Annotated in this window: 23 protein-coding genes; 11 read left to right on the top strand and 12 right to left on the bottom strand. The window is 59.1% G+C overall.

The genetic code is table 11. The features are described from left to right. Positions 1–80: 80 nt before the first annotated feature. Positions 81–1520, bottom strand: coding sequence for a pyruvate kinase (gene pyk / locus CFBP6623_RS18965; RefSeq protein WP_062653036.1), 1440 nt, complete (start codon positions 1518–1520; stop codon positions 81–83). Then, positions 1520–1918: a DUF1036 domain-containing protein gene (locus CFBP6623_RS18960; RefSeq protein ID WP_225244082.1), complete on the bottom strand. Its 399-nt coding sequence runs from the start codon at positions 1916–1918 to the stop codon at positions 1520–1522. The genes pyk and CFBP6623_RS18960 overlap by 1 nt, the downstream gene beginning before the upstream one ends. Before the next feature lie 279 nt (positions 1919–2197). Between CFBP6623_RS18960 and CFBP6623_RS18955 the strand changes: the two genes are divergently transcribed. The 3 genes from CFBP6623_RS18955 to CFBP6623_RS18945 all read left to right on the top strand — a co-directional run bounded on the left by CFBP6623_RS18955 (position 2198) and on the right by CFBP6623_RS18945 (position 3716). Then, positions 2198–2986, top strand: coding sequence for an N-formylglutamate amidohydrolase (locus tag CFBP6623_RS18955; RefSeq protein WP_046799932.1), 789 nt, complete (start codon positions 2198–2200; stop codon positions 2984–2986). A 15-nt stretch (positions 2987–3001) separates the two neighbouring features. Then, complete coding sequence (locus tag CFBP6623_RS18950; RefSeq protein ID WP_046799931.1) at positions 3002–3307, top strand: DUF1244 domain-containing protein; 306 nt, start codon at positions 3002–3004, stop codon at positions 3305–3307. Positions 3308–3458: 151 nt separating this feature from the next. Next, positions 3459–3716 (top strand): DUF2312 domain-containing protein, encoded by a 258-nt coding sequence (locus CFBP6623_RS18945; RefSeq protein WP_006314683.1) that lies wholly within the window; start codon positions 3459–3461, stop codon positions 3714–3716. Between the two features lie 66 nt (positions 3717–3782). Here CFBP6623_RS18945 and CFBP6623_RS18940 read toward each other — a convergent pair whose 3' ends face one another. The 5 genes from CFBP6623_RS18940 to CFBP6623_RS18920 form a co-directional block, all read right to left on the bottom strand. Then, a complete protein-coding gene (locus CFBP6623_RS18940) occupies positions 3783–4388 on the bottom strand; it encodes a hypothetical protein (RefSeq protein ID WP_046799930.1) in 606 nt (201 codons plus the stop codon). Positions 4389–4489: 101 nt separating this feature from the next. Continuing rightward, positions 4490–4615, bottom strand: coding sequence for a type B 50S ribosomal protein L36 (gene ykgO, locus CFBP6623_RS18935; protein ID WP_003497670.1), 126 nt, complete (start codon positions 4613–4615; stop codon positions 4490–4492). Positions 4616–4754: 139 nt separating this feature from the next. Next, entirely contained in the window at positions 4755–5840 is a 1086-nt protein-coding gene (locus CFBP6623_RS18930) for a 5-(carboxyamino)imidazole ribonucleotide synthase (RefSeq protein WP_046799929.1), read from the bottom strand. Further along, positions 5840–6340, bottom strand: a complete 501-nt coding sequence (gene purE, locus CFBP6623_RS18925; RefSeq protein ID WP_077767952.1) for a 5-(carboxyamino)imidazole ribonucleotide mutase — start codon at positions 6338–6340, stop codon at positions 5840–5842. The genes CFBP6623_RS18930 and purE overlap by 1 nt, the downstream gene beginning before the upstream one ends. 14 nt (positions 6341–6354) lie before the next feature. Continuing rightward, on the bottom strand, positions 6355–6558 hold the full coding sequence (locus CFBP6623_RS18920; RefSeq protein ID WP_006314698.1) for a YdcH family protein: 204 nt from the start codon (positions 6556–6558) through the stop codon (positions 6355–6357). Between the two features lie 235 nt (positions 6559–6793). Between CFBP6623_RS18920 and CFBP6623_RS18915 the strand changes: the two genes are divergently transcribed. Next, entirely contained in the window at positions 6794–6970 is a 177-nt protein-coding gene (locus CFBP6623_RS18915; RefSeq protein WP_046799928.1) for a YdcH family protein, read from the top strand. A gap of 105 nt (positions 6971–7075) precedes the next feature. On the opposite strand, the gene CFBP6623_RS18910 is transcribed toward CFBP6623_RS18915, so the two are convergent. Continuing rightward, positions 7076–7840: a sulfite exporter TauE/SafE family protein gene (locus tag CFBP6623_RS18910; protein ID WP_046799927.1), complete on the bottom strand. Its 765-nt coding sequence runs from the start codon at positions 7838–7840 to the stop codon at positions 7076–7078. A 104-nt stretch (positions 7841–7944) separates the two neighbouring features. Between CFBP6623_RS18910 and CFBP6623_RS18905 the strand changes: the two genes are divergently transcribed. The 6 genes from CFBP6623_RS18905 to CFBP6623_RS18880 all read left to right on the top strand — a co-directional run bounded on the left by CFBP6623_RS18905 (position 7945) and on the right by CFBP6623_RS18880 (position 14661). Next, positions 7945–8598, top strand: coding sequence for a thiamine phosphate synthase (locus CFBP6623_RS18905; protein WP_046800034.1), 654 nt, complete (start codon positions 7945–7947; stop codon positions 8596–8598). Between the two features lie 8 nt (positions 8599–8606). Next, the gene (locus CFBP6623_RS18900; protein WP_167379185.1) at positions 8607–9707 is read left to right on the top strand and encodes a tetratricopeptide repeat protein; all 1101 of its coding nucleotides are present in this window, start codon (positions 8607–8609) and stop codon (positions 9705–9707) included. Positions 9708–9871: 164 nt separating this feature from the next. After that, complete coding sequence (locus tag CFBP6623_RS18895) at positions 9872–10672, top strand: inositol monophosphatase family protein (protein ID WP_046800033.1); 801 nt, start codon at positions 9872–9874, stop codon at positions 10670–10672. Between the two features lie 200 nt (positions 10673–10872). Continuing rightward, positions 10873–11892, top strand: coding sequence for a hypothetical protein (locus CFBP6623_RS18890; RefSeq protein WP_046799925.1), 1020 nt, complete (start codon positions 10873–10875; stop codon positions 11890–11892). 2 nt (positions 11893–11894) lie between these two features. Further along, positions 11895–12926 (top strand): peptidoglycan -binding protein, encoded by a 1032-nt coding sequence (locus tag CFBP6623_RS18885; RefSeq protein ID WP_046799924.1) that lies wholly within the window; start codon positions 11895–11897, stop codon positions 12924–12926. 88 nt (positions 12927–13014) lie between these two features. Further along, entirely contained in the window at positions 13015–14661 is a 1647-nt protein-coding gene (locus tag CFBP6623_RS18880; RefSeq protein WP_046799923.1) for an FAD-binding dehydrogenase, read from the top strand. Positions 14662–14666: 5 nt separating this feature from the next. Here CFBP6623_RS18880 and CFBP6623_RS18875 read toward each other — a convergent pair whose 3' ends face one another. Continuing rightward, positions 14667–16466, bottom strand: a complete 1800-nt coding sequence (locus CFBP6623_RS18875; RefSeq protein ID WP_046799922.1) for an ABC transporter transmembrane domain-containing protein — start codon at positions 16464–16466, stop codon at positions 14667–14669. Between the two features lie 259 nt (positions 16467–16725). On the opposite strand from CFBP6623_RS18875, the gene rpmE reads away from it, so the two are divergent. After that, positions 16726–16947 carry a 50S ribosomal protein L31 gene (rpmE, locus tag CFBP6623_RS18870; protein ID WP_046799921.1) on the top strand — a complete coding sequence of 74 codons (222 nt, stop codon included), beginning with the start codon at positions 16726–16728 and terminating at the stop codon, positions 16945–16947. Positions 16948–17095: 148 nt separating this feature from the next. On the opposite strand, the gene CFBP6623_RS18865 is transcribed toward rpmE, so the two are convergent. The 3 genes from CFBP6623_RS18865 to CFBP6623_RS18855 all read right to left on the bottom strand — a co-directional run bounded on the left by CFBP6623_RS18865 (position 17096) and on the right by CFBP6623_RS18855 (position 19492). Next, the gene (locus CFBP6623_RS18865; protein ID WP_046799920.1) at positions 17096–17611 is read right to left on the bottom strand and encodes a DUF1465 family protein; all 516 of its coding nucleotides are present in this window, start codon (positions 17609–17611) and stop codon (positions 17096–17098) included. A 403-nt stretch (positions 17612–18014) separates the two neighbouring features. After that, on the bottom strand, positions 18015–18206 hold the full coding sequence (locus tag CFBP6623_RS18860; RefSeq protein ID WP_046799919.1) for a DUF1192 domain-containing protein: 192 nt from the start codon (positions 18204–18206) through the stop codon (positions 18015–18017). Then, on the bottom strand, positions 18203–19492 hold the full coding sequence (locus tag CFBP6623_RS18855) for an MFS transporter (RefSeq protein ID WP_046799918.1): 1290 nt from the start codon (positions 19490–19492) through the stop codon (positions 18203–18205). Before CFBP6623_RS18855 ends, CFBP6623_RS18860 begins: the two co-directional genes overlap by 4 nt. Positions 19493–19612: the final 120 nt, after the last annotated feature.

The following is a 19612-nucleotide window of genomic DNA, read 5'->3' as shown; positions in this document are numbered from 1 at the left end:
CTTTTTCTGATATGGCCGAAAGGCCAACAAAAAAACCCGCCGTTGCCGGCGGGTTTTTTTAATTCCTGGATATTCCTTTATCAGACGCCGCTCTGGCCGTCCGAGCCGATATAGGCGATGCGCACCATATTGGTGGCGCCGGGGGTGCCGAGCGGCACGCCGGCAGAGATGATGATGCGGTCACCCGGCTTGCCGAAACCTTCGGAAACAACGATGCGACAAGCGCGGTTCACCATGTCATCGAGATCGCTCGCATCACCGGTGACGACGCAGTGCAGGCCCCAGACGACCGACAGGCGGCGTGCGGTCTGGATGATCGGTGAAAGGGCAATGATCGGCACCTGCGGCCGTTCGCGTGCTGCGCGCAGACCCGTCGTGCCGGACGAGGTATAGGTGACGATCGCCGACAGTTTCAGCGTTTCGGCGATCTGGCGGGCAGCGAGCGAAATCGCGTCGGCGCCTGTCGGCTCCGGCTGGGCGCGCTGCGCATAGATGATGTTGGAATAATGCGGATCCTGTTCCACGGTGCTGGCGATGGAGGCCATGGTGGAAACGGCTTCGACCGGGTAATCGCCGGAGGCGGATTCAGCCGAGAGCATGATGGCATCAGCGCCTTCGAAGACGGCGGTGGCGACGTCAGACACTTCCGCGCGGGTTGGGACGGGCGCGGTGATCATCGATTCCAGCATCTGAGTGGCGACGACGACCGGCTTGCCGGCGCGGCGGCAGGCGCGCGTCAGCTGCTTCTGGATGCCCGGAACTGCTTCGAGCGGCATTTCGACACCAAGATCGCCGCGTGCGACCATCAAGGCGTCGGAAAGCTCGATGATTTCCTCGATACGCTCGACGGCCTGCGGCTTTTCGATCTTCGACATCAGGCCAACGCGGCCGCGCGCGATTTTGCGCACTTCGGCAAGGTCTTCAGGGCGCTGGACGAAGGAAAGCGCAACCCAGTCCACCTCATTGGTGGCGAGAACGGCATCAAGGTCGACGCGGTCCTTATCGGTCAAAACGCCGACGCCGAGCAGGGTATCGGGCAGGCTGATGCCCTTGCGGTCTGAAATCTTGGTGCCGGAAACAACGGTCGTGACGATGCTCTTGCCGTCGCATTTTTCAGCGCGCAGATGCAGCTTGCCGTCATCGATCAGCAGACGGTGGCCTGGCTTGACCGCTTCGAGAATTTCGGGATGCGGCAGGAAAACGCGGGTATTGTCGCCGGGCGTGTCGTTATTATCCAGCGTGAAGGTCTGGCCTGCAACGAGATCGACCTTGCCTTCGGCGAATTTTCCGACGCGCAGCTTGGGACCCTGCAGGTCGGCCAGAATACCGATGGGACGACCGTTACGGCTTTCGACCGAGCGGATACGCTGAATGAGCGTCCGCATCACGTCATGGCTCGCGTGGCTCATGTTGATCCGGAAGAGATCGGCGCCGGCGAGATGCAGCTTCTCGATCATCGCCTCTTCCGAAGAGGCTGGGCCGAGAGTTGCAAGAATTTTGACTTTGCGGTTACGCTTCATCAGTTTTGATTTCCCTGTGTGCCTGGCGTATCGGAAAGCTGGACCATCCAGCTGCCCTGTCTGCCCGTGTCATATTCCTTGAAACCCATTCTCTGGAAGCTGCGGGCATAACAATCATCTACGCCGCCGATCTTGAACTCGTTTTCCGCCACGCACATGTTGACGTCACCGGTCCAGCGGCCGCCATGGGCGGCGTCTTCGGCATAAAGATAATAATAACGCGATTGCAACTCACCCTCGATCAGCGTCGCGCAGGTCGAGGAGGGGACCTGCCACCAGCCTTCGCTGACCCAGCCCTCCTGTGCCCGATAGCCGATTGCGACCCCCACGAGATTTTGCGTGCTGTTGCAGACGCGAAAATCCGCATGTGCGGTTTCCACGAACACAAACGGGGTCATAAACAATGCCGCTGCGGAAAAAAGACGGGCGAGATGCCGAAAGTGGCGAGGACGAGCGAGAGATGACTGAGTCACGGCTTCCATCCGGATTCCATGGTTATAATGAACACACTTCTTGGCGTGGCCGCCAAAGAAAGTCAACGCGAGTTTAATCGATTATATTGTTCGTCGGATCGTGAGTGCGGTAAGGTAGATGGCTGTTCTTCCGCCGAAACTTGCGCCCGGCCTCAAGCCATGCCATCAAGCTTTTCTCCTCAATCCTGCCCCAGAAAATCATCGATGAACGACTTCATACCTTATGAAATCATAGAAGGCGAATATGACAAAGGCATGGTTCTTCTGGCGGACCACGCGATGAACCTTCTGCCGGCACACTACGGCAAACTTGGCCTTCCGCAAACCGCTTTTCATCGGCATATCGCATTTGATATTGGCATAGAAGGGCTGACGCGCTCGCTCGCGGCCCGTCTTGGCGTTCCGGCGGTGCTTGGACGGTTTTCTCGGCTGCTGATCGACCCGAATCGCGGTGAGGATGATCCCACTCTCATCATGAAAATTTCGGACGGGGCGATCATTCCCGGCAATCACCCGATTTCGGATGAGGAATGGCAAAGGCGCATCGAGATTTTTCACAGGCCGTATCACGATGCCGTTGATCGCGTGCTGACCGGTGTTGCCGAAGCCTCGGGTGAAGCGCCGCTTGTTCTGTCGCTGCATTCCTACACGCCCTTCTGGAAAGAAACGCCGCGACCGTGGCATGCGGCGGTTCTGTGGGACACGGATAACCGTGCGGTCGACCCGCTCCTAGCGCATCTGCGCGCCACCGGCGACATTCTCGTCGGCGACAACGAACCCTATGACGGAGCGCTGAAGGGCGATACCATGTATCGCCACTGCATGATGAAGGGCATACCGCATGCGCTTCTTGAGGTTCGGCAGGATCTGATCGCGGATGAGGAGGGGATTGCGGCCTGGTCGGACCGGCTCGCTCCCATTTTTGCCGCAATGAACGACGATCCGGTTTTGCATGAATATCAGCTGTTCGCCTCCCGCACCGGCCCGTACTGAGTCTGGAGTTGCCCTATGACGAAAGAGAATGACAACAGGCAGATCGAGTTCGAGGCAGCCGCCTTCCGCCGTCTGGTGCAGCATCTTCGCGAGCGCCATGATGTGCAGAACATCGATATGATGAATCTGGCGGGCTTCTGCCGCAATTGCCTTTCTAACTGGTATCGGGAAGCGGCTGAGGAGGCGGGTGTTCCGCTCAGCAAGGAGCAATCTCGCGAAATCGTCTATGGCATGCCCTATGACGACTGGAAGGAAAAATATCAGGCGGAGGCGAGCGACGCCCAGAAAGCCGCCTTCGAGCAGAACAGACCCAAGGAATAACCCCCGATCGATGGAAACGACTTGACGTGAGGCCCGGCAATGGGCAGTTCACAGGCCTGAATTTGTGCCGCCCGAGTGGCGGCGACCGGTGGGAGCTTCCAACCGGATCGAATGAACAAGGCTCAGACGAGCCGCCACTACGAAGGATGATATGATGGACGAAACGAGCACCACCGAAACCGTCGCCGCCGCAGAACTGCGCCAGTTCATTGAGCGCGTCGAGCGTCTCGAAGAAGAAAAGGCTGCCATTCAGGGTGATATCAAGGATGTCATGGGCGAGGCGAAGGGTCGTGGTTACGACACCAAGGCAATCCGCACCATCATCCGCCTGCGCAAGAAGGACGCCAACGAGCGTATCGAGGAAGAAACCATCCTGCAGACCTATATGGCGGCACTTGGCATGGAATGATCGGCTGACGATCGCTCAATAAAAAATCGCCGCTTTTGCGGCGATTTTTGTTTGGTCCCTTAGGACTTAGCCGCGTGTACCGGCAAGCTTCTCGGAAAGATCGATGGCCTGTTTGCGGGCATCCTTGTCGGCAGGATAAAGCGCCAGATAACGCTCCCAAGCCTTCAGCGCCAGCTCTTCGCGGCCGGAGGCTTCGAGGATATTGGCGAGGCTCGCCAGCGCCGGAAAATAGCGCGGCTCCTTTTCCAGCGTCAGGTTGATGTCCGCCATGGCCTTGCGGGTGTCGCCATCGGCAAAATGCACCATTGCGCGGCGATAGGGCGCCTGCACATAGTCCGGATCGAGCAGAATGATCTGGTCGAGAAAATCATAGGCGGCGGCATTGCGCTTTTCGTCGGAGGCTTCGCCTGCCCATTGCATCAGGAGATTGATCGTCGCGCTGCCGGAATCGTTCCACTCGGACGCGATCTGGTTGGCGATGCTGCGCGCCTTGACCGCATTTCGCTCTTTTTTCAGCGATGCAAAAAGCGTGTCGATGGTTCCGACCGGTAAAGGCGCGGCTTCCGCCGCCGCCGGCGTTTGTCCGTCCGCGGCATGAGCAATGGAAGTCAGTCCTGATAACAGGAGACCCTGAGCGACGATAATAGCCATGCAAAAACGATTTGGGCGCATGGGCTAAAGATTAACCCGCCTGCGCCCAATATCAAATGCAAAGTTTTGCTCTGTCAACAAAGTGATCCGCGACATTGATCGCGAACCGCAGTCGCAGTCAATCAGCCCTGACGAGCCTTGAAGCGCGGGTTCTGCTTGTTGATGATGTAGACGCGGCCCTTGCGGCGAACCAGGCGGTTATCGCGATGACGGGCCTTAAGCGCTTTAAGCGAATTCTTGATTTTCATTTTACTGGTCCGCAGTTTTGCACGGCTTTTACCGTGCTTATTCAAACAATCAAAAGCGCGCAACGGGGCGCGCTCTTTTCGGTTGGCAGGCAAATACCCGTTTGACCCCTGCCTGTCAACACTTGCCGGTGTCTTTGCCTTAAAAGACTGAGGCTTTTCCTGTGTGCAAAAGCTCGGTCACGTGGCCCATCTTGCGGCCGGGCCGTGCTTCCGTCTTGCCGTAGAGGTGCACGAGACAGTCTTTTTTCGACAGCCATGCCGGAACATCATCAATGTCGTCACCGATGAGGTTGGTCATGACGCAATCCGAATGACGGACCGCGCTGCCGGGGGCAAGGCCAGATACCGCGCGCATGTGCTGCTCGAATTGCGAGATCACACAGGCTGCTTCCGTCCAGTGGCCGGTATTGTGCACGCGCGGCGCCATTTCATTGGCAACCAGCGAGCCATCGGGAAGCACGAAGAATTCGATGCCGATGACGCCGACATAATCGAGCGCCGCCAGAAGCTTCTCCGCAGACTGGACGGCAACTGCCGCAGCCGCTTCGGAGAGCGCTGCCGGCACGGTCGATGTGTGCAGAATGCCGTTCAGATGGACGTTTTCAGCCGGATCGTAGCAGACGACGGTGCCGTCCCTGAAGCGAGCGGCGATGATCGATATTTCCCGCTCGAAGGCGACGAAGCTCTCAAGGATGAGCGGCACGCCACCGAGCGCGTCGAAAGCACCCGTGCTGTCCTCGCCGCCGCGGAACAGGCGCTGTCCTTTGCCGTCATAGCCCATGCGGCGGGTTTTCAGCACGCCCTTGCCGCCGAAAGCTGCCAAGGCGGCCTCCAGTTCTTCCTGGCTGTCCACGGCGCGAAAATCGGCCGTCGGAATGCCGCAACCGTTTAGGAAGCGTTTCTCGGTCAGCCGGTCCTGTGAGGCATTGAGCGCCTGCGGCGGCGGATAGACGGGAACGGAGGCGGCGAGCGTTTCGGCTGCCGCCACAGGCACGTTCTCGAATTCGTAGGTCACGACATCGCAGCGACGGGCGAGTTCCGCAAGGGCGCGCTCATCGTCATAATCTGCGACGATCTGGTCGTTGCAAACCTGGGCGGCCGGACAATCAACCTGCGGTTCCAGCACGATGGTACGGTGGTTGAGGCGCGCCGCCGCCATCGCCAGCATGCGGCCAAGCTGCCCGCCGCCAATGATGCCGATGGTCAGATCATTCATCTTCGCCATCACTGGGCGCTGTCCATCGGATATTCGGCGACGGCCGCCGACTGGCGCGCGCGCCATGCATCCAGCCGGTCGGCCAGATCGTCGTCGCCAAGCGCCAGAACCGCGGCCGCAAGGAGTGCGGCATTGATGGCGCCGGCCTTGCCGATGGCAAGCGTGCCGACAGGAATGCCGGCGGGCATCTGCACGATGGAATAGAGGCTGTCCTGTCCGGACATGGTCTTGGACTGTACGGGAACGCCGAAGACAGGCAGCGGCGTCATGGCGGCCGTCATGCCCGGTAGATGGGCGGCGCCGCCCGCGCCTGCGATGATGACCTTGAATCCTTCGTCTTTGGCGCCATTGGCGAAGTCATAAAGCCGGTCCGGCGTGCGGTGGGCGGAAATGATGCGCGCTTCATATTCCACATCAAGCGCATCGAGCGTATCGGCGGCGTTCTTCATGGTTTCCCAGTCAGACTGGCTGCCCATGATGATGGCGACGGGGGGTGTCTCTGCTGTCACGTGATTTCTCCAGATCAGGCGATGATATCGGGAATGACCTGATCTTCGATCTGGGTCATCTTGTCCTTGACGGCCAGCTTCTTCTTTTTCATGCGCTGTATCCGCAGCGCATCGCAGCTGGTCTGGATCATCGCGTTGATCGCCGCGTCATAGTCCTCATGCTCCTGGCGCAGCCGCGCCAGCGTGAGCCTGATGTCCGCCTGGTCCTGATCGGGCATCTTGTCATCCCCATTTTATGCCAGCCGGATAGCCTCCGGCGCGTATGTCATCGTTCACGAGCCTCTATCATCAAATCGCGGTAACGGGAAGTTATCCCTTGCGACCAAATTGCCCACTTATTGCCTTCATTTCGCCTTCGACAATATCGGTAATCCATGTCACATTGTCGTCGCAAACCTGAAACTCCAGCGATGGAGAGCTGGAGGTAGGTTTAAAAAAGGAAGGACGTGCCGCATGACCATTCAGGCTCATATTGCATCGCTCGAAAAGAAACACGGCGCTCTGGAGGAGCAGCTCGAAAGTATTCTTGCTTCCCCGTCTTCGGACGATACGGAGATTGCCGACCTCAAACGTCGTAAACTGCGCCTGAAGGACGAATTGCAGAGGCTCAAAGCCTCCACTAGGCATTGAATAATGCCAAACCGCAGCCTTCGATGAAATGAAGGGCTGACGGTTGGATTTCTTTAAGCCCTGGCAGCACTGCGGTGCAGCCGGGGCTTTTTATTGGCTCGAAGGCTATAAAGGCAGTCCGTCCCATAGCAGTTTCAGCGCCGCGACAAGCGCCATGGCATACATGAGCGGATAAAACACCGCCGGTTTCATGTATTTCACCACCTTTGCGCCGGCGAGTGTCGCCAGCATCGCCACCGGCAGCAGGCTTGCCGATGTCTTGAGGTTGGTGGCGTCCAGCGCGCCCAGTGCGAAGTATGGGATGAGCTTGATCGCGTTCATAATGGCGAAGAAACGGACGCTCATGCCGGTATAGGTTTTGGGATCGAGCTTCAGGGGGAGGACATAGATCTGGAAAGGCGGGCCGCCGGCATGAGCCACGAAACTTGCATAACCCGACAGGCTGGACCAGAGCGTTGCGGCTGTCGGTCTTTGCGGTTTCGCCGGAATTGCCTGTCCCCTTCGGCTTTTGAAGCTCTCGTAAAAATAACGCATGACGAAGAGGATGGTAACCGAGGCGACGACAAGGCGCATGGCGTCTGCCGATATGAGGCTCGAGGTGGCCCAACCGAGCGTGATGCCGGCGATTGCGCCGGGTAGCATGATGAGGAGCGTCTGGCGATGATTGTGGTGCCGCCAGGCCCAGAGCGCAACCAGATCCATGACGATCAGGATCGGCAGGAAGATCGCCGCAGCCTGCACGGGCGGGATCGCAAGCGCCATAAGCGGCACACCCATCAGTGCCAGCGCACCGCCCAGTCCACCCTTGGAAAGGCCGACAAGCACGACTGCGGGAATGGCGACGAGAAAAAAATGAAAATCGGTCAGCATGGATGGATGGTTGATCCTTTCGCCGGACCGGTTTATCGGATTTATCTTATCAAAACGAGTGCAGATCGCGCCGGAAGTGTCTTCTGCCTGAAATGGACGAACCGATGACCATAGTTGACGACCGTTGCCGCCTTGTCCTGATCGTCCCGCAATCGGGCGATGCGCAAAAGCAGGCGACAGATTTGGAGGGCGCACTGCGTGGCGGCGATGTGGCTTCCGTCATCATCCCGCAATACGACCTGGATGACGCCTCTTTTCAGAAATGGGCCGAACTCATTGTGCCGATCGTTCAGAAGGCGGGTGCTGCTGCCCTCATCGCCGGCGACAGCCGCGTCGCCAGCCGGGTGAAGGCGGATGGCCTGCATGTGGCTGGTAATGCCGAGGCGCTTGCCGAGGCCGTGGAAAACTTTACGCCGAAGCTCATTGTCGGCGGCGGCAATGCGGATGACCGCCACAAGGCTCTAGAGATGGGCGAGTCCAATCCGGACTATGTGTTTTTTGGCAAGTTGGAAGGTGACATCAAACCGGAGGCGCATCCCAAAAACCTGGCGCTCGGCGAGTGGTGGGCGTCGATGATCGAAATCCCGGCCATCGTCATGGGCGGTACGGATCCGTCGTCGGTGGTTGCCGTGGCTGAAACCGGCGTGGAATTTGTGGCGATGCGCGGCGGCGTTTTCGACAATGCCGCCGGTGCCGCCCAGGCCGTTTCTGAAATCAACGCTTTGCTTGACGAAAAAGCGCCACGGTTTGGCGGTTGATACAGGCGATGTTCATGCGCTCGGTTCCTTTTTGCTTCTCCGTTTCGCTGCTGGCGCTCGTTTTCGGCCCGCCGGCGGGCGTTGCCTTTGCTCAATCCGGGCCGCAGAGCGAAAGCAATGCGCTCTCCCGCCAGATGGAGGATGAGGCGCAGCCTTCCCGTCAGGGCAGGGTGCAATCCGAGGAACAGAAGGATCTGCAACCGTCGCAGGGCGTCAATGTCTATCAGCGCATGGGCGCGGACCTGCCGGCACTGCCGCCTGAGAAGGAATTCAAGGGTAGAGTGGATGAGGCCTACGGGCATTTCCAGCGCGGCGAATATGTGCAGGCGCTCGACAAGGCGTTGAACCGCGCGCAGAACGGCGACGCGTCCGCACAGACGCTGGTCGCCGAAATGATGTCGCGCGGCCTCGGCATTGCCCGCGATGAGAAGACCTCTGCCTTCTGGTATCAGCAGGCGGCGCAGGGCGGCGATCCCGTCGCCATGTTCAAATTCGCCCTGATCCTGATGGAAGGCAAATTCGTCACCCGCGACAAGGTCAAGGCCGACGATTTCATGCGCCGTGCGGCGGAAGCCGGCAACGGGTCCGCCCAGTTCAACTGGGGGCAGATACTGGTTTCGGAAAATCCCGGCGCCAAGGGCTTGCTGATGGCCATGCCATTTTACGAAAAATCTGCCGAGCAGGGCATTGCCGACGCGCAATATGCGGTGTCGCAGATTTACTGGTCGGTCAAGGATGTGCCGGCAGACAAGAAGGCCAAGGCGCGGGACTGGCTGATGCGGGCCGCAAAGGCAGGATACGATACTGCGCAGGTCGATCTCGGCATCTGGCTGGTCAACGGTTTTGGTGGCGAGAGAAATCTGGAAGAGGGCTTCCGCTGGCTTTATGGCGCAGCGCAGCGCGGCAATGTCATTGCGCAGAACAAGGTGGCGCATCTTTACATTCAGGCGCTTGGCACCCGGCCCGATCCGGTGGAAGCGGCCAAATGGTATGTGCTTTCCCGCCGCGCCGGACTGAAGGATCCGGCTCTCGAGGATTTTTATCTCGGCATCACCGACGAGCAGCAGAAAAAGGGGATCGAGGCCGCAAATCGTTTCCGCCCAACGTAATGCAGGCCCGGTCTTCTGGTGCCAGCTTGCCGATGCGGGCTTTTTGCCTTGAATTTCCGCGCGTTTTGTGGTCTTGAACCGCAAACTTTCAATTCAAGAAAATAATGACGTGCCTGCCCGATGCGCTTTCGGGCGGTTCGCAAGCTTTCCAGGAAACAAATTCGATGGCCCGTTCAGCCCTTCTCAATGTCATGGTTCAGGCCGCCATCAAGGCGGGTAAGTCTTTGTCGCGTGACTTCGGTGAAGTGCAGAACCTTCAGGTTTCAGTCAAGGGACCGAGCGATTTCGTCTCGCAGGCAGACCTGAAAGCCGAAAAGATCGTGCGCGACGAGCTGATGAAAGCCCGCCCGACCTACGACTTTCTGGGTGAGGAAGGCGGCGAGGAAAAGGGCTCGGATGGTGCGCATCGCTGGATCGTCGATCCGCTTGATGGCACCACCAATTTCCTGCACGGCATTCCGCATTTCGCCGTTTCCATTGCGCTGGAGCGCAATGGGGAAGTTGTTGCCGGCGTGATCTTCAATCCAGCCACCGACGAACTCTACACCGCCGAGCGCGGCGGCGGCGCTTTCCTCAACGATCGCCGCATTCGCGTTGCTGCGCGCAAGGCGCTGACCGATTGCGTCATCGGCTGCGGCGTCCCGCATCTTGGCCGCGGCAATCACGGCAAATTCCTCGTCGAGCTTCGTCACGTCATGGGCGAAGCTGCTGGCATCCGCCGTATGGGCGCTGCAGCACTCGACCTTGCTTATGTCGCAGCGGGCCGTCTCGACGGTTTCTGGGAAGCCGAACTTTCGCCCTGGGATATGGCGGCCGGCCTGGTGCTGATTCGTGAGGCCGGCGGCTTTGCTTCCGACATCAAGGGCGGCACGGATATCTTCGGCAGCGGCACTGTTGCAGCTGGAAATGAATATATCCACAAGTCGCTTGTGGAAGTCGCGAACCGCCCGATACCGGGCCGCTGATCGATTTCGGCAGAAAACCTGCCGTTTAATGCAAGTTTCAGGCGCCCGGCGAACCCCTGCCGGGCGTTTTTGTTTTTCTCCGCACGGTCTGCTTCCGGTTTTGTAAAATGCCTGTGACGAAAGACCGGCTTTTCGCTTCAAATCGTCGCAATTTTCAAATAGCTTCCGCTAGATACGTGACCGAAGGGAATGCGAACGTTATGGCGGATTCGGAGTTACTTGATCTCGGCGTCGAGAAACCGGTGGCCACGAGGCAATACAGCCACAAGCTGTCCAGCCCCACACCGTTTCTGTGGACGATGGTTCTGTTTCTGATCCTCGTCGGTTTTCTGGCGGCCATTCTTTACCGGCAGGCGCATACCGCCTTCATGACCAATCCCGGTCTCAACGGCTTCATTCTTGGCGTTCTCGCCATCGGCATCATTCTGGTGTTTACCCAAACCATGAGCCTGCGTTCGGAAGTGCGCTGGTTTAATGCTTTCCGCGCCGCCGGCAGCGCCGAAAAGGTTGGCCGCGCGCCGAAATTGCTCGCCCCCATGAGCACGCTGATCGGCAAGCGCGGTGAAGTCAGGCTTTCCGCCGTCACGCAGCGGACCATTCTCGATTCCATCGCGACGCGCCTTGATGAGACCCGCGATACATCGCGTTATCTCGTTGGCCTTCTGGTGTTTCTCGGCCTGCTCGGCACCTTCTGGGGCCTGATCGGCACCATAGGCGCCATCAGCAATGTCATCCAGTCGCTCGACCCGAGCGCCGGCGACAGCAACGATATTCTAGGTTCGCTCAAGGCGGGTCTCACTGCACCGCTGGCGGGCATGGGAACGGCGTTTTCTTCGTCGCTTCTTGGTCTCTCAGGCTCGCTGATCCTTGGTTTTCTCGATCTTCAGGCGGGACGTGCGCAGAACCGCTTTTACACCCAGCTTGAAAACTGGCTGTCTTCGGTAACGGATACGGGCGTGGAGGGACCGAGGGAGTTCAAGGCGGAACCGGGCGCCATGGTCAGCACCGAGCGCTCGCTTGCGGCCATGACCAGCCTTGCCGAAGGCATTCAGGGCCTCGTCAAGAATATGCGCAGCGAACAGCAGATGCTGCGGGACTGGATCGAGGCGCAGCAGGAGGAATCGAAATCGCTCCGCCGCACGCTTGACCGACTATCGACCCGGATCGACAGCGAGACAAAATCTCCCGGACGCACCCGGCACGATAACGGGAGCGAGTAGCCATGGCGCTTGCGCGCAACCGCCGCCGCGACAGGGGTGTGGATTATTGGCCGGGTTTCGTCGATGCGCTGTCGACGCTGCTCATGGCCATCATGTTTCTGCTAACCGTCTTCGTGCTGGCGCAGTTCGTGCTGTCGCGGGAAATTACCGGCAAGGACGAGGTGCTGACGCGCCTCAACAGCCAGATTGCCGAATTGACCGAACTTCTGGCCATGGAAAAGGGCAACAAGCAGGATATTGAGGATGCGCTGGCAAGCCTGCAATCGACGCTCGCGTCATCGGAAAACGAACGGTCGCGCCTGCAGGCGCTTCTCGATGCGGGATCGGGCAGCAATGCCAACGCCAATGCCCGGATCGGTAGCCTGACCGGCGAACTGGACGACCAGAAGCAGGCCAATTCCCGTGCCTCTGCGCAGATCGAATTGCTCAACCAGCAGATCGCGGCGCTGAGGGCACAGATCGCTTCGGTGGAAGCTGCCTTGCAGGCATCGGAAGCCAAGGACACTTCCTCTCAGGTCAAGATCGCCGATCTCGGCCGCCGCCTCAATGTCGCGCTGGCGCAGCGGGTGCAGGAACTGAACCGCTATCGTTCGGATTTTTTCGGCCGGCTGCGTGAAATTCTTTCAGACCGCGAAAACATCCGCATTGTCGGCGATCGATTCGTCTTCCAGTCCGAAGTCTTGTTTCCCTCCGGTGGCAACGACCTCAATCCGGCAGGGCAAATTGAAATGGAGAAGCTCGCGGCTGCGCTGATCGATCTCGCCAAGGAAATCCCGGCGGAGATCAACTGGGTCCTGCGCGTGGATGGCCATACGGACAATGTCCAGCTTTCCGGTTCGGGCCGTTTCCGCGACAATTGGGAGCTTTCCTCGGCCCGCGCCACCTCGGTGGTGAAGTTCCTGATCTCCAGGGGTGTGCCGGCAAACCGGCTGGTTGCCGCTGGTTTTGGCGAATATCAGCCGATTGCAGAAGGCGATACGCCTGATGCGCGGCAGCAGAACCGTCGTATCGAACTCAAGCTGACCGAACGCTGACATCGCCGCCGCATCATGGTGGTTGCCTTCTTGCAGAAGTGAATTTACGTTCGCGTAAAGGTAATTCCGTCATATCTGGGAGGGGTTGATGGAACGATATGATGTGATCGTTGTCGGTGCAGGGCTTGCCGGGCTGGTTGCGGCGACCGAAGCGGCCGAACGAGGACTGAGCGTCTGTGTCGTGGATCAGGAGGGCGAGCAGAACCTTGGCGGACAGGCCTTCTGGTCGCTGGGAGGTCTGTTTTTTGTCGATAGCCCCGAGCAGCGCCGGATGCGGGTGCGTGACAATCTCGATCTCGCAAGGCAGGACTGGTTCGGTTCGGCTGGTTTCGACCGTCCCGAGGATTATTGGCCACGCCGCTGGGCTGAAGCCTATCTGACTTTCGCCGCTGGTAAGAAACGTGAATGGCTGCACCGCCTCGGCATGCGCTGGTTTCCTGTGGTCGGGTGGGCCGAGCGTGGCGGGGCGCTGGCCGATGGTCACGGCAATTCCGTTCCGCGGTTTCATGTGACTTGGGGAACCGGCCCCGGTGTGCTGGCGCCTTTCATCGAAAAGGCGAAGGTCATGGCGGCAAGTGGCCGGCTCAACTTTCGTTTCCGCCACCGCGTCGACCATCTGGATATCATCGATGGCCGGGTGGCTGGCGTTTCCGGTGCAGTCCTTGCAACGGATCCGGTGTTGCGTGGGCAACAGAGCAGCCGCGAAGTTGAGGACGATTTCACCCTTTCGGCCGCGGCGATTATCGTCAGTTCGGGTGGCATTGGCGGTAATCAGGAGCTGGTACGGCGCAACTGGCCGGTGGAGCGGCTGGGCAAGCCGCCGGCAGATATGGTCTGCGGCGTGCCGGCACATGTGGATGGCCGCATGATCGGGATCACCGAAGCGGCGGGCGGAGCGGTCATCAACCCTGATCGCATGTGGCACTACACCGAGGGTGTGAAGAACCACCACCCGATCTGGCCGGGCCACGGTATCCGCATCCTCCCCGGTCCCTCATCCTTCTGGTGCGATGCGGATGGAAACCGTCTTGCCGCCCCCGCCATGCCGGGCTTCGATACGCTCGGCACGCTAAAAATGCTGGGCGAGCGCGGCAGCGGTCATAGCTGGTTCATTCTGACCAAGGCGATCATCAAGAAGGAATTCGCCCTCTCAGGCTCCGAGCAAAACCCGGATCTGACGGGTAAGGATGTGCGGCTGCTGCTCAAAAGGTTGGGCAAGGAGCCGCCGGGGCCGGTGCGGGCTTTCATGGAACACGGTGAAGATTTCGCTGTCCGCGACACGCTGGAGGAGCTTGTGGTGGCAATGAACGCCATCAGCGGCGACGCGCGGCTGGATATCGATCATATCCGCCGGCAGATTGAAGCGCGTGATCGGGAAATCGTGAATGGTTTCAGCAAGGATGCGCAGGTAACCGCAATCCATGGCGCGCGCCGTTATCTCGGCGACAAGCTGATGCGGACCGCAAAACCGCACCGCTTGCTTGATCCGGCAATGGGGCCGTTGATCGCGGTGCGCCTGCATGTGCTGACGCGCAAGACGCTCGGCGGCCTGCATACGGATCTTGAGGCGCGCGTGCTGGATGCTGCCGGTGAGCCGGTGCCGGGCCTTTATGCCGCTGGCGAAGTGGCCGGTTTTGGCGGCGGCGGCATGCATGGCTATAATGCGCTCGAAGGCACATTCCTTGGCGGTTGCCTGTTTTCAGGCCGCATTGCGGGGCGCAGCGTGTTGGCTTAAACGGCTCACGCCTGGGCGCGCAGCTCATCCGGGCCGGTCTGGAATTGCAGTCGGGCGAGTCGTGCATAAAGGCCGTTCTGGCGAATGAGGCTCTGATGTGTGCCCTCCTCGATGACGCGGCCGTCATCCATCACCAGAATGCGGTCTGCCTTCAGAACCGTGGCGAGGCGGTGGGCAATGACGATGGTGGTACGGGTGTTCATCAGCTCATCGAGCGCCTTTTGCACCAGCGTTTCGCTTTCCGCATCGAGCGCCGAGGTCGCTTCGTCGAGAAGCAGGATCGGCGCGTCGCGCAAAATGGCGCGGGCAATGGCGATGCGCTGGCGCTGGCCGCCGGAAAGTGTCACACCGCGCTCGCCCACCTGCGTGTCGTAACCATCCGTCAGGCGCTCGATGAAACTGTCGGCCTGGGCGGCGATGGCGGCGGCGCGGACCTCTTCGCGGGTCGCCTCCGGCCGGCCGAAGGCGATATTATCGTGAATGGATGAGGCGAAGATCGCCACATCCTGCGGAACGATGGACAGGCGTGCGCGCAGATCAGTAAGGCTGATGTCACGAATATCAGCGCCATCGACCGTGATGCGGCCCTGTTGTGGATCGTAAAACCGCATCAGCAGCGAAAACACCGTGCTTTTGCCCGCGCCTGATGGGCCGACAATGGCAACGGTTTCACCGGCGCCGACCTTGAAGGAAAGGCCGGAAAGGGTCGGGCGTCCCGCCGCCAGCGGATAGACAAAATCGACATTTTCGAATTCCGCTTCGCCGCGTGGCGGTTGCGGCATGGCGAGGGGCGCCGTGGGTTCCGCGACGGGCGAGCGCTCGTTCAGCAGTTCGGAAAGCCGTTCGGCGGCACCACCCGCCTGCGCCAGTTCACCCCAGACTTCCGAGAGTTGGCCGAGGCCGCTTGCGGCGATAACCGAATAAAGCACGAACTGACCAAGCGTACCCGCCGTCATGCCGCCGGACAGCACACTCTGCGCGCCATACCAGAGAATGCCGACGACGCTGCCGAAGACCAGCGCAATGGCGACCGCGGTGAGGATGGAGCGGGCGCCGATCGCCGCGCGTGCACCCTGATAGGCCGCTTCCACGGAGGCGCCGTAACGGGCATTCGCAAGCGCTTCGGCATTGAAGGACTGCACCGTGCGGCTCGCGGCGATCGTTTCGGACGCATAGGCGGCGGAATTGGCCAGCGTATCCTGCGTCGTGCGGGAGCGGGCGCGAACAGACCGTCCAAAGGCGATCAGCGGAAAGACGATGAAGGGAATGGCAAGCAGCGCGAGGCCGGAAAGGCCGGGGCTGGTATAGATCATCATTGCCACTGCGCCACAACACATGATGATGTTGCGCAGCGCCACCGAGGCCGATGAACCGAAAGCTGAGCGTATTTGCACCGTATCCGCGGTCAGCCGCGAGGTCAGTTCGCCGGAGCGGTTGCTATCGAAAAACTGCTGCGACAATGTGGTGAGGTGGGCAAAGACATCGCGACGCAGATCGGCGACGACCCGCTCACCAATGGTCATGACATAATAATAACGCATGGCGCTGGCGAGCGCGAGCAGGACAGCAATCGCCAGAAGCACGGCGAAATAGCTGTTGATCATGCCGCCATCCGGCGTCTGGAAACCGTGGTCAATGATGCGACGAACGGCAAGCGGCAGGGCCAGTGTGGTGGCGGAAGAAAGAACAAGCGCAAAAAGGGCCGCCGCCATCAGGCCGCGATAACGTCTGAGATAGGGAAACAGGCTGAGAAGTGGCTTCAGGCTTCTCTGTTTTGCCGCTTTCTGCTCTTCTATGTCTGCCACGTGCCTGATGCTCCTCGTTCCATGCCATTTTTGGCTTTTTAGGGAGAGATTTCCGGCGTGCGGTAAAATTCCTGCCCTAGCGGCCATCTCCTTTCACAAGGGTATGGCAGGCTCTTGTTATCTCGGCGACCTTCATGTATAGGCTCCGCATCGAATTGGGAAGCCATAGCCCATCTGGTCTATGGCTTCATTTATTGAAATGGCTCAATTGACGCAATTGCGGCAATGGACCGCACGTCACTTAACCAGGAAGATTGTCATGAAGGCTGATATCCATCCCGCTTACCACACGATCAAGGTGGTCATGACCGATGGCACCGAATACGAAACCCGCTCCACCTGGGGTTCGGAAGGCGCTGTCATGAACCTTGAAATCGACCCCAAGTCCCATCCGGCATGGACGGGCGGCAACCAGCAGCTTATGGACCGCGGTGGTCGCGTTTCCAAGTTCAACAAGCGTTTCGGCAACCTCGGTTTCTGATTCTCTTGCGAACGGATCGTTTAAAAAAAGCCCGGTAAAACCGGGCTTTTTTGTTGCCGTTTCCAGGGGCGACAAACGGTATTGGCGGACACAAAAAAGCAGGCTGGTGAGCCTGCTTTTCAAATTGTCCGGATAAGGTGGTCTTTTCTCAGTTGATCGAGAAAGCCGTGCGCAGGAGATTGAGCTGCGCCTGCACGCTGTTTTCATTGTCCGGCACCTTGGTGGCTTCGGTCGGACGATAGATTTCGCGGTCGAGCAGGGCGATGCGGTTCTGGAGGCGTAGCGAGCGCTCGATAAGATCACGGAAGGATTCCGGCAGGTCGTTCCAGCCGGGCGCGTTGCGGTCGACGTTGAAGCTGTCGAGACGCACCTTGCTCTTTTCGCTCAGAACCTGGTCTCGCGTCATTTCGCCATTGTTGACGGCGCGCTGCAGAAGCAGCCAGGAGGCCATCTGCATCAGGCGAGTGGTGAGGCGCATCGATTCCGCTGCATAAAGTACCGATGCCATGCGCGGCAAAACCTTCGAGGCAACACGGCCGGCGCCGTCGAGATAGCTTGCCGTTTCCTCAACCAAAGTCATGCCTTCAGTATAGAGGGTTTTGAACTGGTTGGAAGCAGCAGCGCGCCCCGCAAAGCTTATGGTATTTAAAACCTGTTCCGACATTTCTTTAAATCCCTGCTCACGCACCACACTGTCAGGCAACGAAGACTCGGATGTTTTGTTCCGGCCTTTTAGTGTTTTCAGGATGGTATCTTTACCCGAAATGCGCAAGGCAATTATTAAAGAAGGGTTAATACCCACAGTTTTACCGAATCCGGTGCGCGGTAAAAAAAGAGCCGCGAAAGCGGCTCTCAAGGTAAAACAGGGAGAAAAATCAGACCAATTCGCCGAATGGAGAAGATGCCTGAGGTCCAGAAGAACTGGACATGTATAGTAATCTCTCAGAAAGCTTAATTTTTGGTTAATGGTAAACGAAAGACTGCGCCAGAATATTTATTCCCGTTTACCATCAGCGCGGCAGACTGCTGCCGAAGGGCATTGCCTGCGGCCTTTTCTTGAATTGCTCTCAGGATCGGAAGAGGTTCTCCGCCGCTAGTCGGCCGGCGGATTTTCGGGTCCTCTCCTCCTCCAGCCGGGTGATTTCCGCTTGCAGAAGGTCGATACGGCTACCCAACTCATCGACTGAAAGAAGGCTGAGATCGCTGCCGATCTCATGCGCCACGGGTTTTTGTGGGCGGTCATCGTCAAAGAGGCTCATATGCCTGCTCCTTTTTCCACATAGTCGCCATCGTCTTCGGGATATTGCGGCGCGCGGGGGTCAAGCGCAATACTTTCCGGCGTGACGAGCGGTGAAGGTGTGGTTGGCATCATCGTCGAGAAATTGTCCTTCTCGCCGGTTGAAAGGGCGGCGCGCTGACGGCTTCTGATGATGGCATAGGCGGTGATCAGCACGTGGGCCACGGCTGTCACAAAAAACAGGGCATAAGGGCCGGAATAGGTCATGACCGCACCGCCGAGTGTCGGGCCGATAATGGTGCCGATGCCGTAAAGCAGCAGCAATCCACCCGAGACCTTGACGAAGTCTTCAGCGGCGGCATAGTCGTTGGCATGCGCAACGGCGATGGGATAAAGCGCGTTGGCGGCGGCGCCGTAAATGGCGACCATGGAAATCAGCACATAGACATCACGCGGCTGCACAACGGCAACGGCAAGGCCCGCGACGGCGCCAAGCCCGGCCAATCCAGCCAACACGTAACGGCGGTCTATCCGGTCTGAAAGACGGCCTGCCGGAAATTGCGCCAGCGCGCCGAAGAAAATCGTGACGGACACCATGATGGCGATCATGGTCGGGTCCAGGCCAGCCCGCGCGCCGAAGACGGCGCCGAGCGTACCATACGCACCGTTGGCGATGCCGATCATCAGAATACCGACGAAGGACACCGGTGAATTGCGGTAGAGCGCCGGTAAATCCAGACTGACCTTCTGCAAGGGTTGGGGGCTCGCCGCCTTGGAAAGCGTGGCCGGCAGAATGGCGATGCAATAGATGATGCCGCAGATCATGAACAGCGACGTATTGCTGATGTCGCCCATCGGCACGATCATCTGCCCCGCCACGACGCCGAGCAGCGTGATGGCGATATAGAGCGAAAAGATCATGCCGCGGCTCTCATTGGTGGCGCGCTCGTTCAGCCAGCTTTCGATGATCATCGAAGTGCCGGCCGTGCAGAAGCCGGTCAGTGCGCGCAGGGCAATCCACCAGACATCATCGACGATCAGGCCGGTCATCAGCACCGTCAGGCAGATGAGCGCGACAAAGGAGCCAAAGGCCCTCACATGCCCCGCACGGCGAACGATGGCGGGCGCCACAAAGCAGCCGATGACGAAGCCGGCCGCCCAGGAAGTGCCGAGAAAGCCCAGGATTTCATTGGAGTAACCTTCCGCCGAACCGCGAACCGGCAGCACGAGGCCCTGAAGGCCGTTGCCAAGAAAAAGAAACAGAGTGCTGGATAAAAGAGCGAATACGGGTAGAAGATTTCTGCTCATGAAGACACTCTCATGCGTTCGGACGGGCGGTCGGACAGGTCATAGAACGGGATTACCCGAATGAGTTGCACTCTTCTGGTGAACGGTAAAAATGTCCAGCCTGTGACGATGCAGAAATAA

This window comes from Agrobacterium tumefaciens, assembly GCF_005221385.1.
In the GTDB taxonomy this organism is placed as follows: domain Bacteria; phylum Pseudomonadota; class Alphaproteobacteria; order Rhizobiales; family Rhizobiaceae; genus Agrobacterium; species Agrobacterium tomkonis.
The sequence above is the reverse complement of the archived record's forward strand: the minus strand, read 5'-3'. Positions and strand labels throughout refer to the sequence as shown.

What these genes read in the sequence shown, in the direction of transcription:
- CFBP6623_RS18900 (WP_167379185.1), top strand. Translation starts at nt 8,607, where the DNA reads ATGTTCATGCGCTCGGTTCCTTTTTGCTTCTCCGTTTCGCTGCTGGCG.
- CFBP6623_RS18860 (WP_046799919.1), bottom strand. Translation starts at nt 18,206, where the DNA reads ATGAGCCTCTTTGACGATGACCGCCCACAAAAACCCGTGGCGCATGAG.
- CFBP6623_RS18955 (WP_046799932.1), top strand. Translation starts at nt 2,198, where the DNA reads ATGAACGACTTCATACCTTATGAAATCATAGAAGGCGAATATGACAAA.
- CFBP6623_RS18855 (WP_046799918.1), bottom strand. Translation starts at nt 19,492, where the DNA reads ATGAGCAGAAATCTTCTACCCGTATTCGCTCTTTTATCCAGCACTCTG.
- CFBP6623_RS18945 (WP_006314683.1), top strand. Translation starts at nt 3,459, where the DNA reads ATGATGGACGAAACGAGCACCACCGAAACCGTCGCCGCCGCAGAACTG.
- CFBP6623_RS18920 (WP_006314698.1), bottom strand. Translation starts at nt 6,558, where the DNA reads ATGCCCGATCAGGACCAGGCGGACATCAGGCTCACGCTGGCGCGGCTG.
- pyk (WP_062653036.1), bottom strand. Translation starts at nt 1,520, where the DNA reads ATGAAGCGTAACCGCAAAGTCAAAATTCTTGCAACTCTCGGCCCAGCC.
- rpmE (WP_046799921.1), top strand. Translation starts at nt 16,726, where the DNA reads ATGAAGGCTGATATCCATCCCGCTTACCACACGATCAAGGTGGTCATG.
- CFBP6623_RS18960 (WP_225244082.1), bottom strand. Translation starts at nt 1,918, where the DNA reads ATGACCCCGTTTGTGTTCGTGGAAACCGCACATGCGGATTTTCGCGTC.
- CFBP6623_RS18910 (WP_046799927.1), bottom strand. Translation starts at nt 7,840, where the DNA reads ATGCTGACCGATTTTCATTTTTTTCTCGTCGCCATTCCCGCAGTCGTG.
- CFBP6623_RS18930 (WP_046799929.1), bottom strand. Translation starts at nt 5,840, where the DNA reads ATGGCGAAGATGAATGATCTGACCATCGGCATCATTGGCGGCGGGCAG.
- CFBP6623_RS18890 (WP_046799925.1), top strand. Translation starts at nt 10,873, where the DNA reads ATGGCGGATTCGGAGTTACTTGATCTCGGCGTCGAGAAACCGGTGGCC.
- CFBP6623_RS18885 (WP_046799924.1), top strand. Translation starts at nt 11,895, where the DNA reads ATGGCGCTTGCGCGCAACCGCCGCCGCGACAGGGGTGTGGATTATTGG.
- ykgO (WP_003497670.1), bottom strand. Translation starts at nt 4,615, where the DNA reads ATGAAAATCAAGAATTCGCTTAAAGCGCTTAAGGCCCGTCATCGCGAT.
- CFBP6623_RS18865 (WP_046799920.1), bottom strand. Translation starts at nt 17,611, where the DNA reads ATGTCGGAACAGGTTTTAAATACCATAAGCTTTGCGGGGCGCGCTGCT.
- CFBP6623_RS18940 (WP_046799930.1), bottom strand. Translation starts at nt 4,388, where the DNA reads ATGCGCCCAAATCGTTTTTGCATGGCTATTATCGTCGCTCAGGGTCTC.
- CFBP6623_RS18950 (WP_046799931.1), top strand. Translation starts at nt 3,002, where the DNA reads ATGACGAAAGAGAATGACAACAGGCAGATCGAGTTCGAGGCAGCCGCC.
- CFBP6623_RS18895 (WP_046800033.1), top strand. Translation starts at nt 9,872, where the DNA reads ATGGCCCGTTCAGCCCTTCTCAATGTCATGGTTCAGGCCGCCATCAAG.
- CFBP6623_RS18905 (WP_046800034.1), top strand. Translation starts at nt 7,945, where the DNA reads ATGACCATAGTTGACGACCGTTGCCGCCTTGTCCTGATCGTCCCGCAA.
- CFBP6623_RS18915 (WP_046799928.1), top strand. Translation starts at nt 6,794, where the DNA reads ATGACCATTCAGGCTCATATTGCATCGCTCGAAAAGAAACACGGCGCT.
- CFBP6623_RS18880 (WP_046799923.1), top strand. Translation starts at nt 13,015, where the DNA reads ATGGAACGATATGATGTGATCGTTGTCGGTGCAGGGCTTGCCGGGCTG.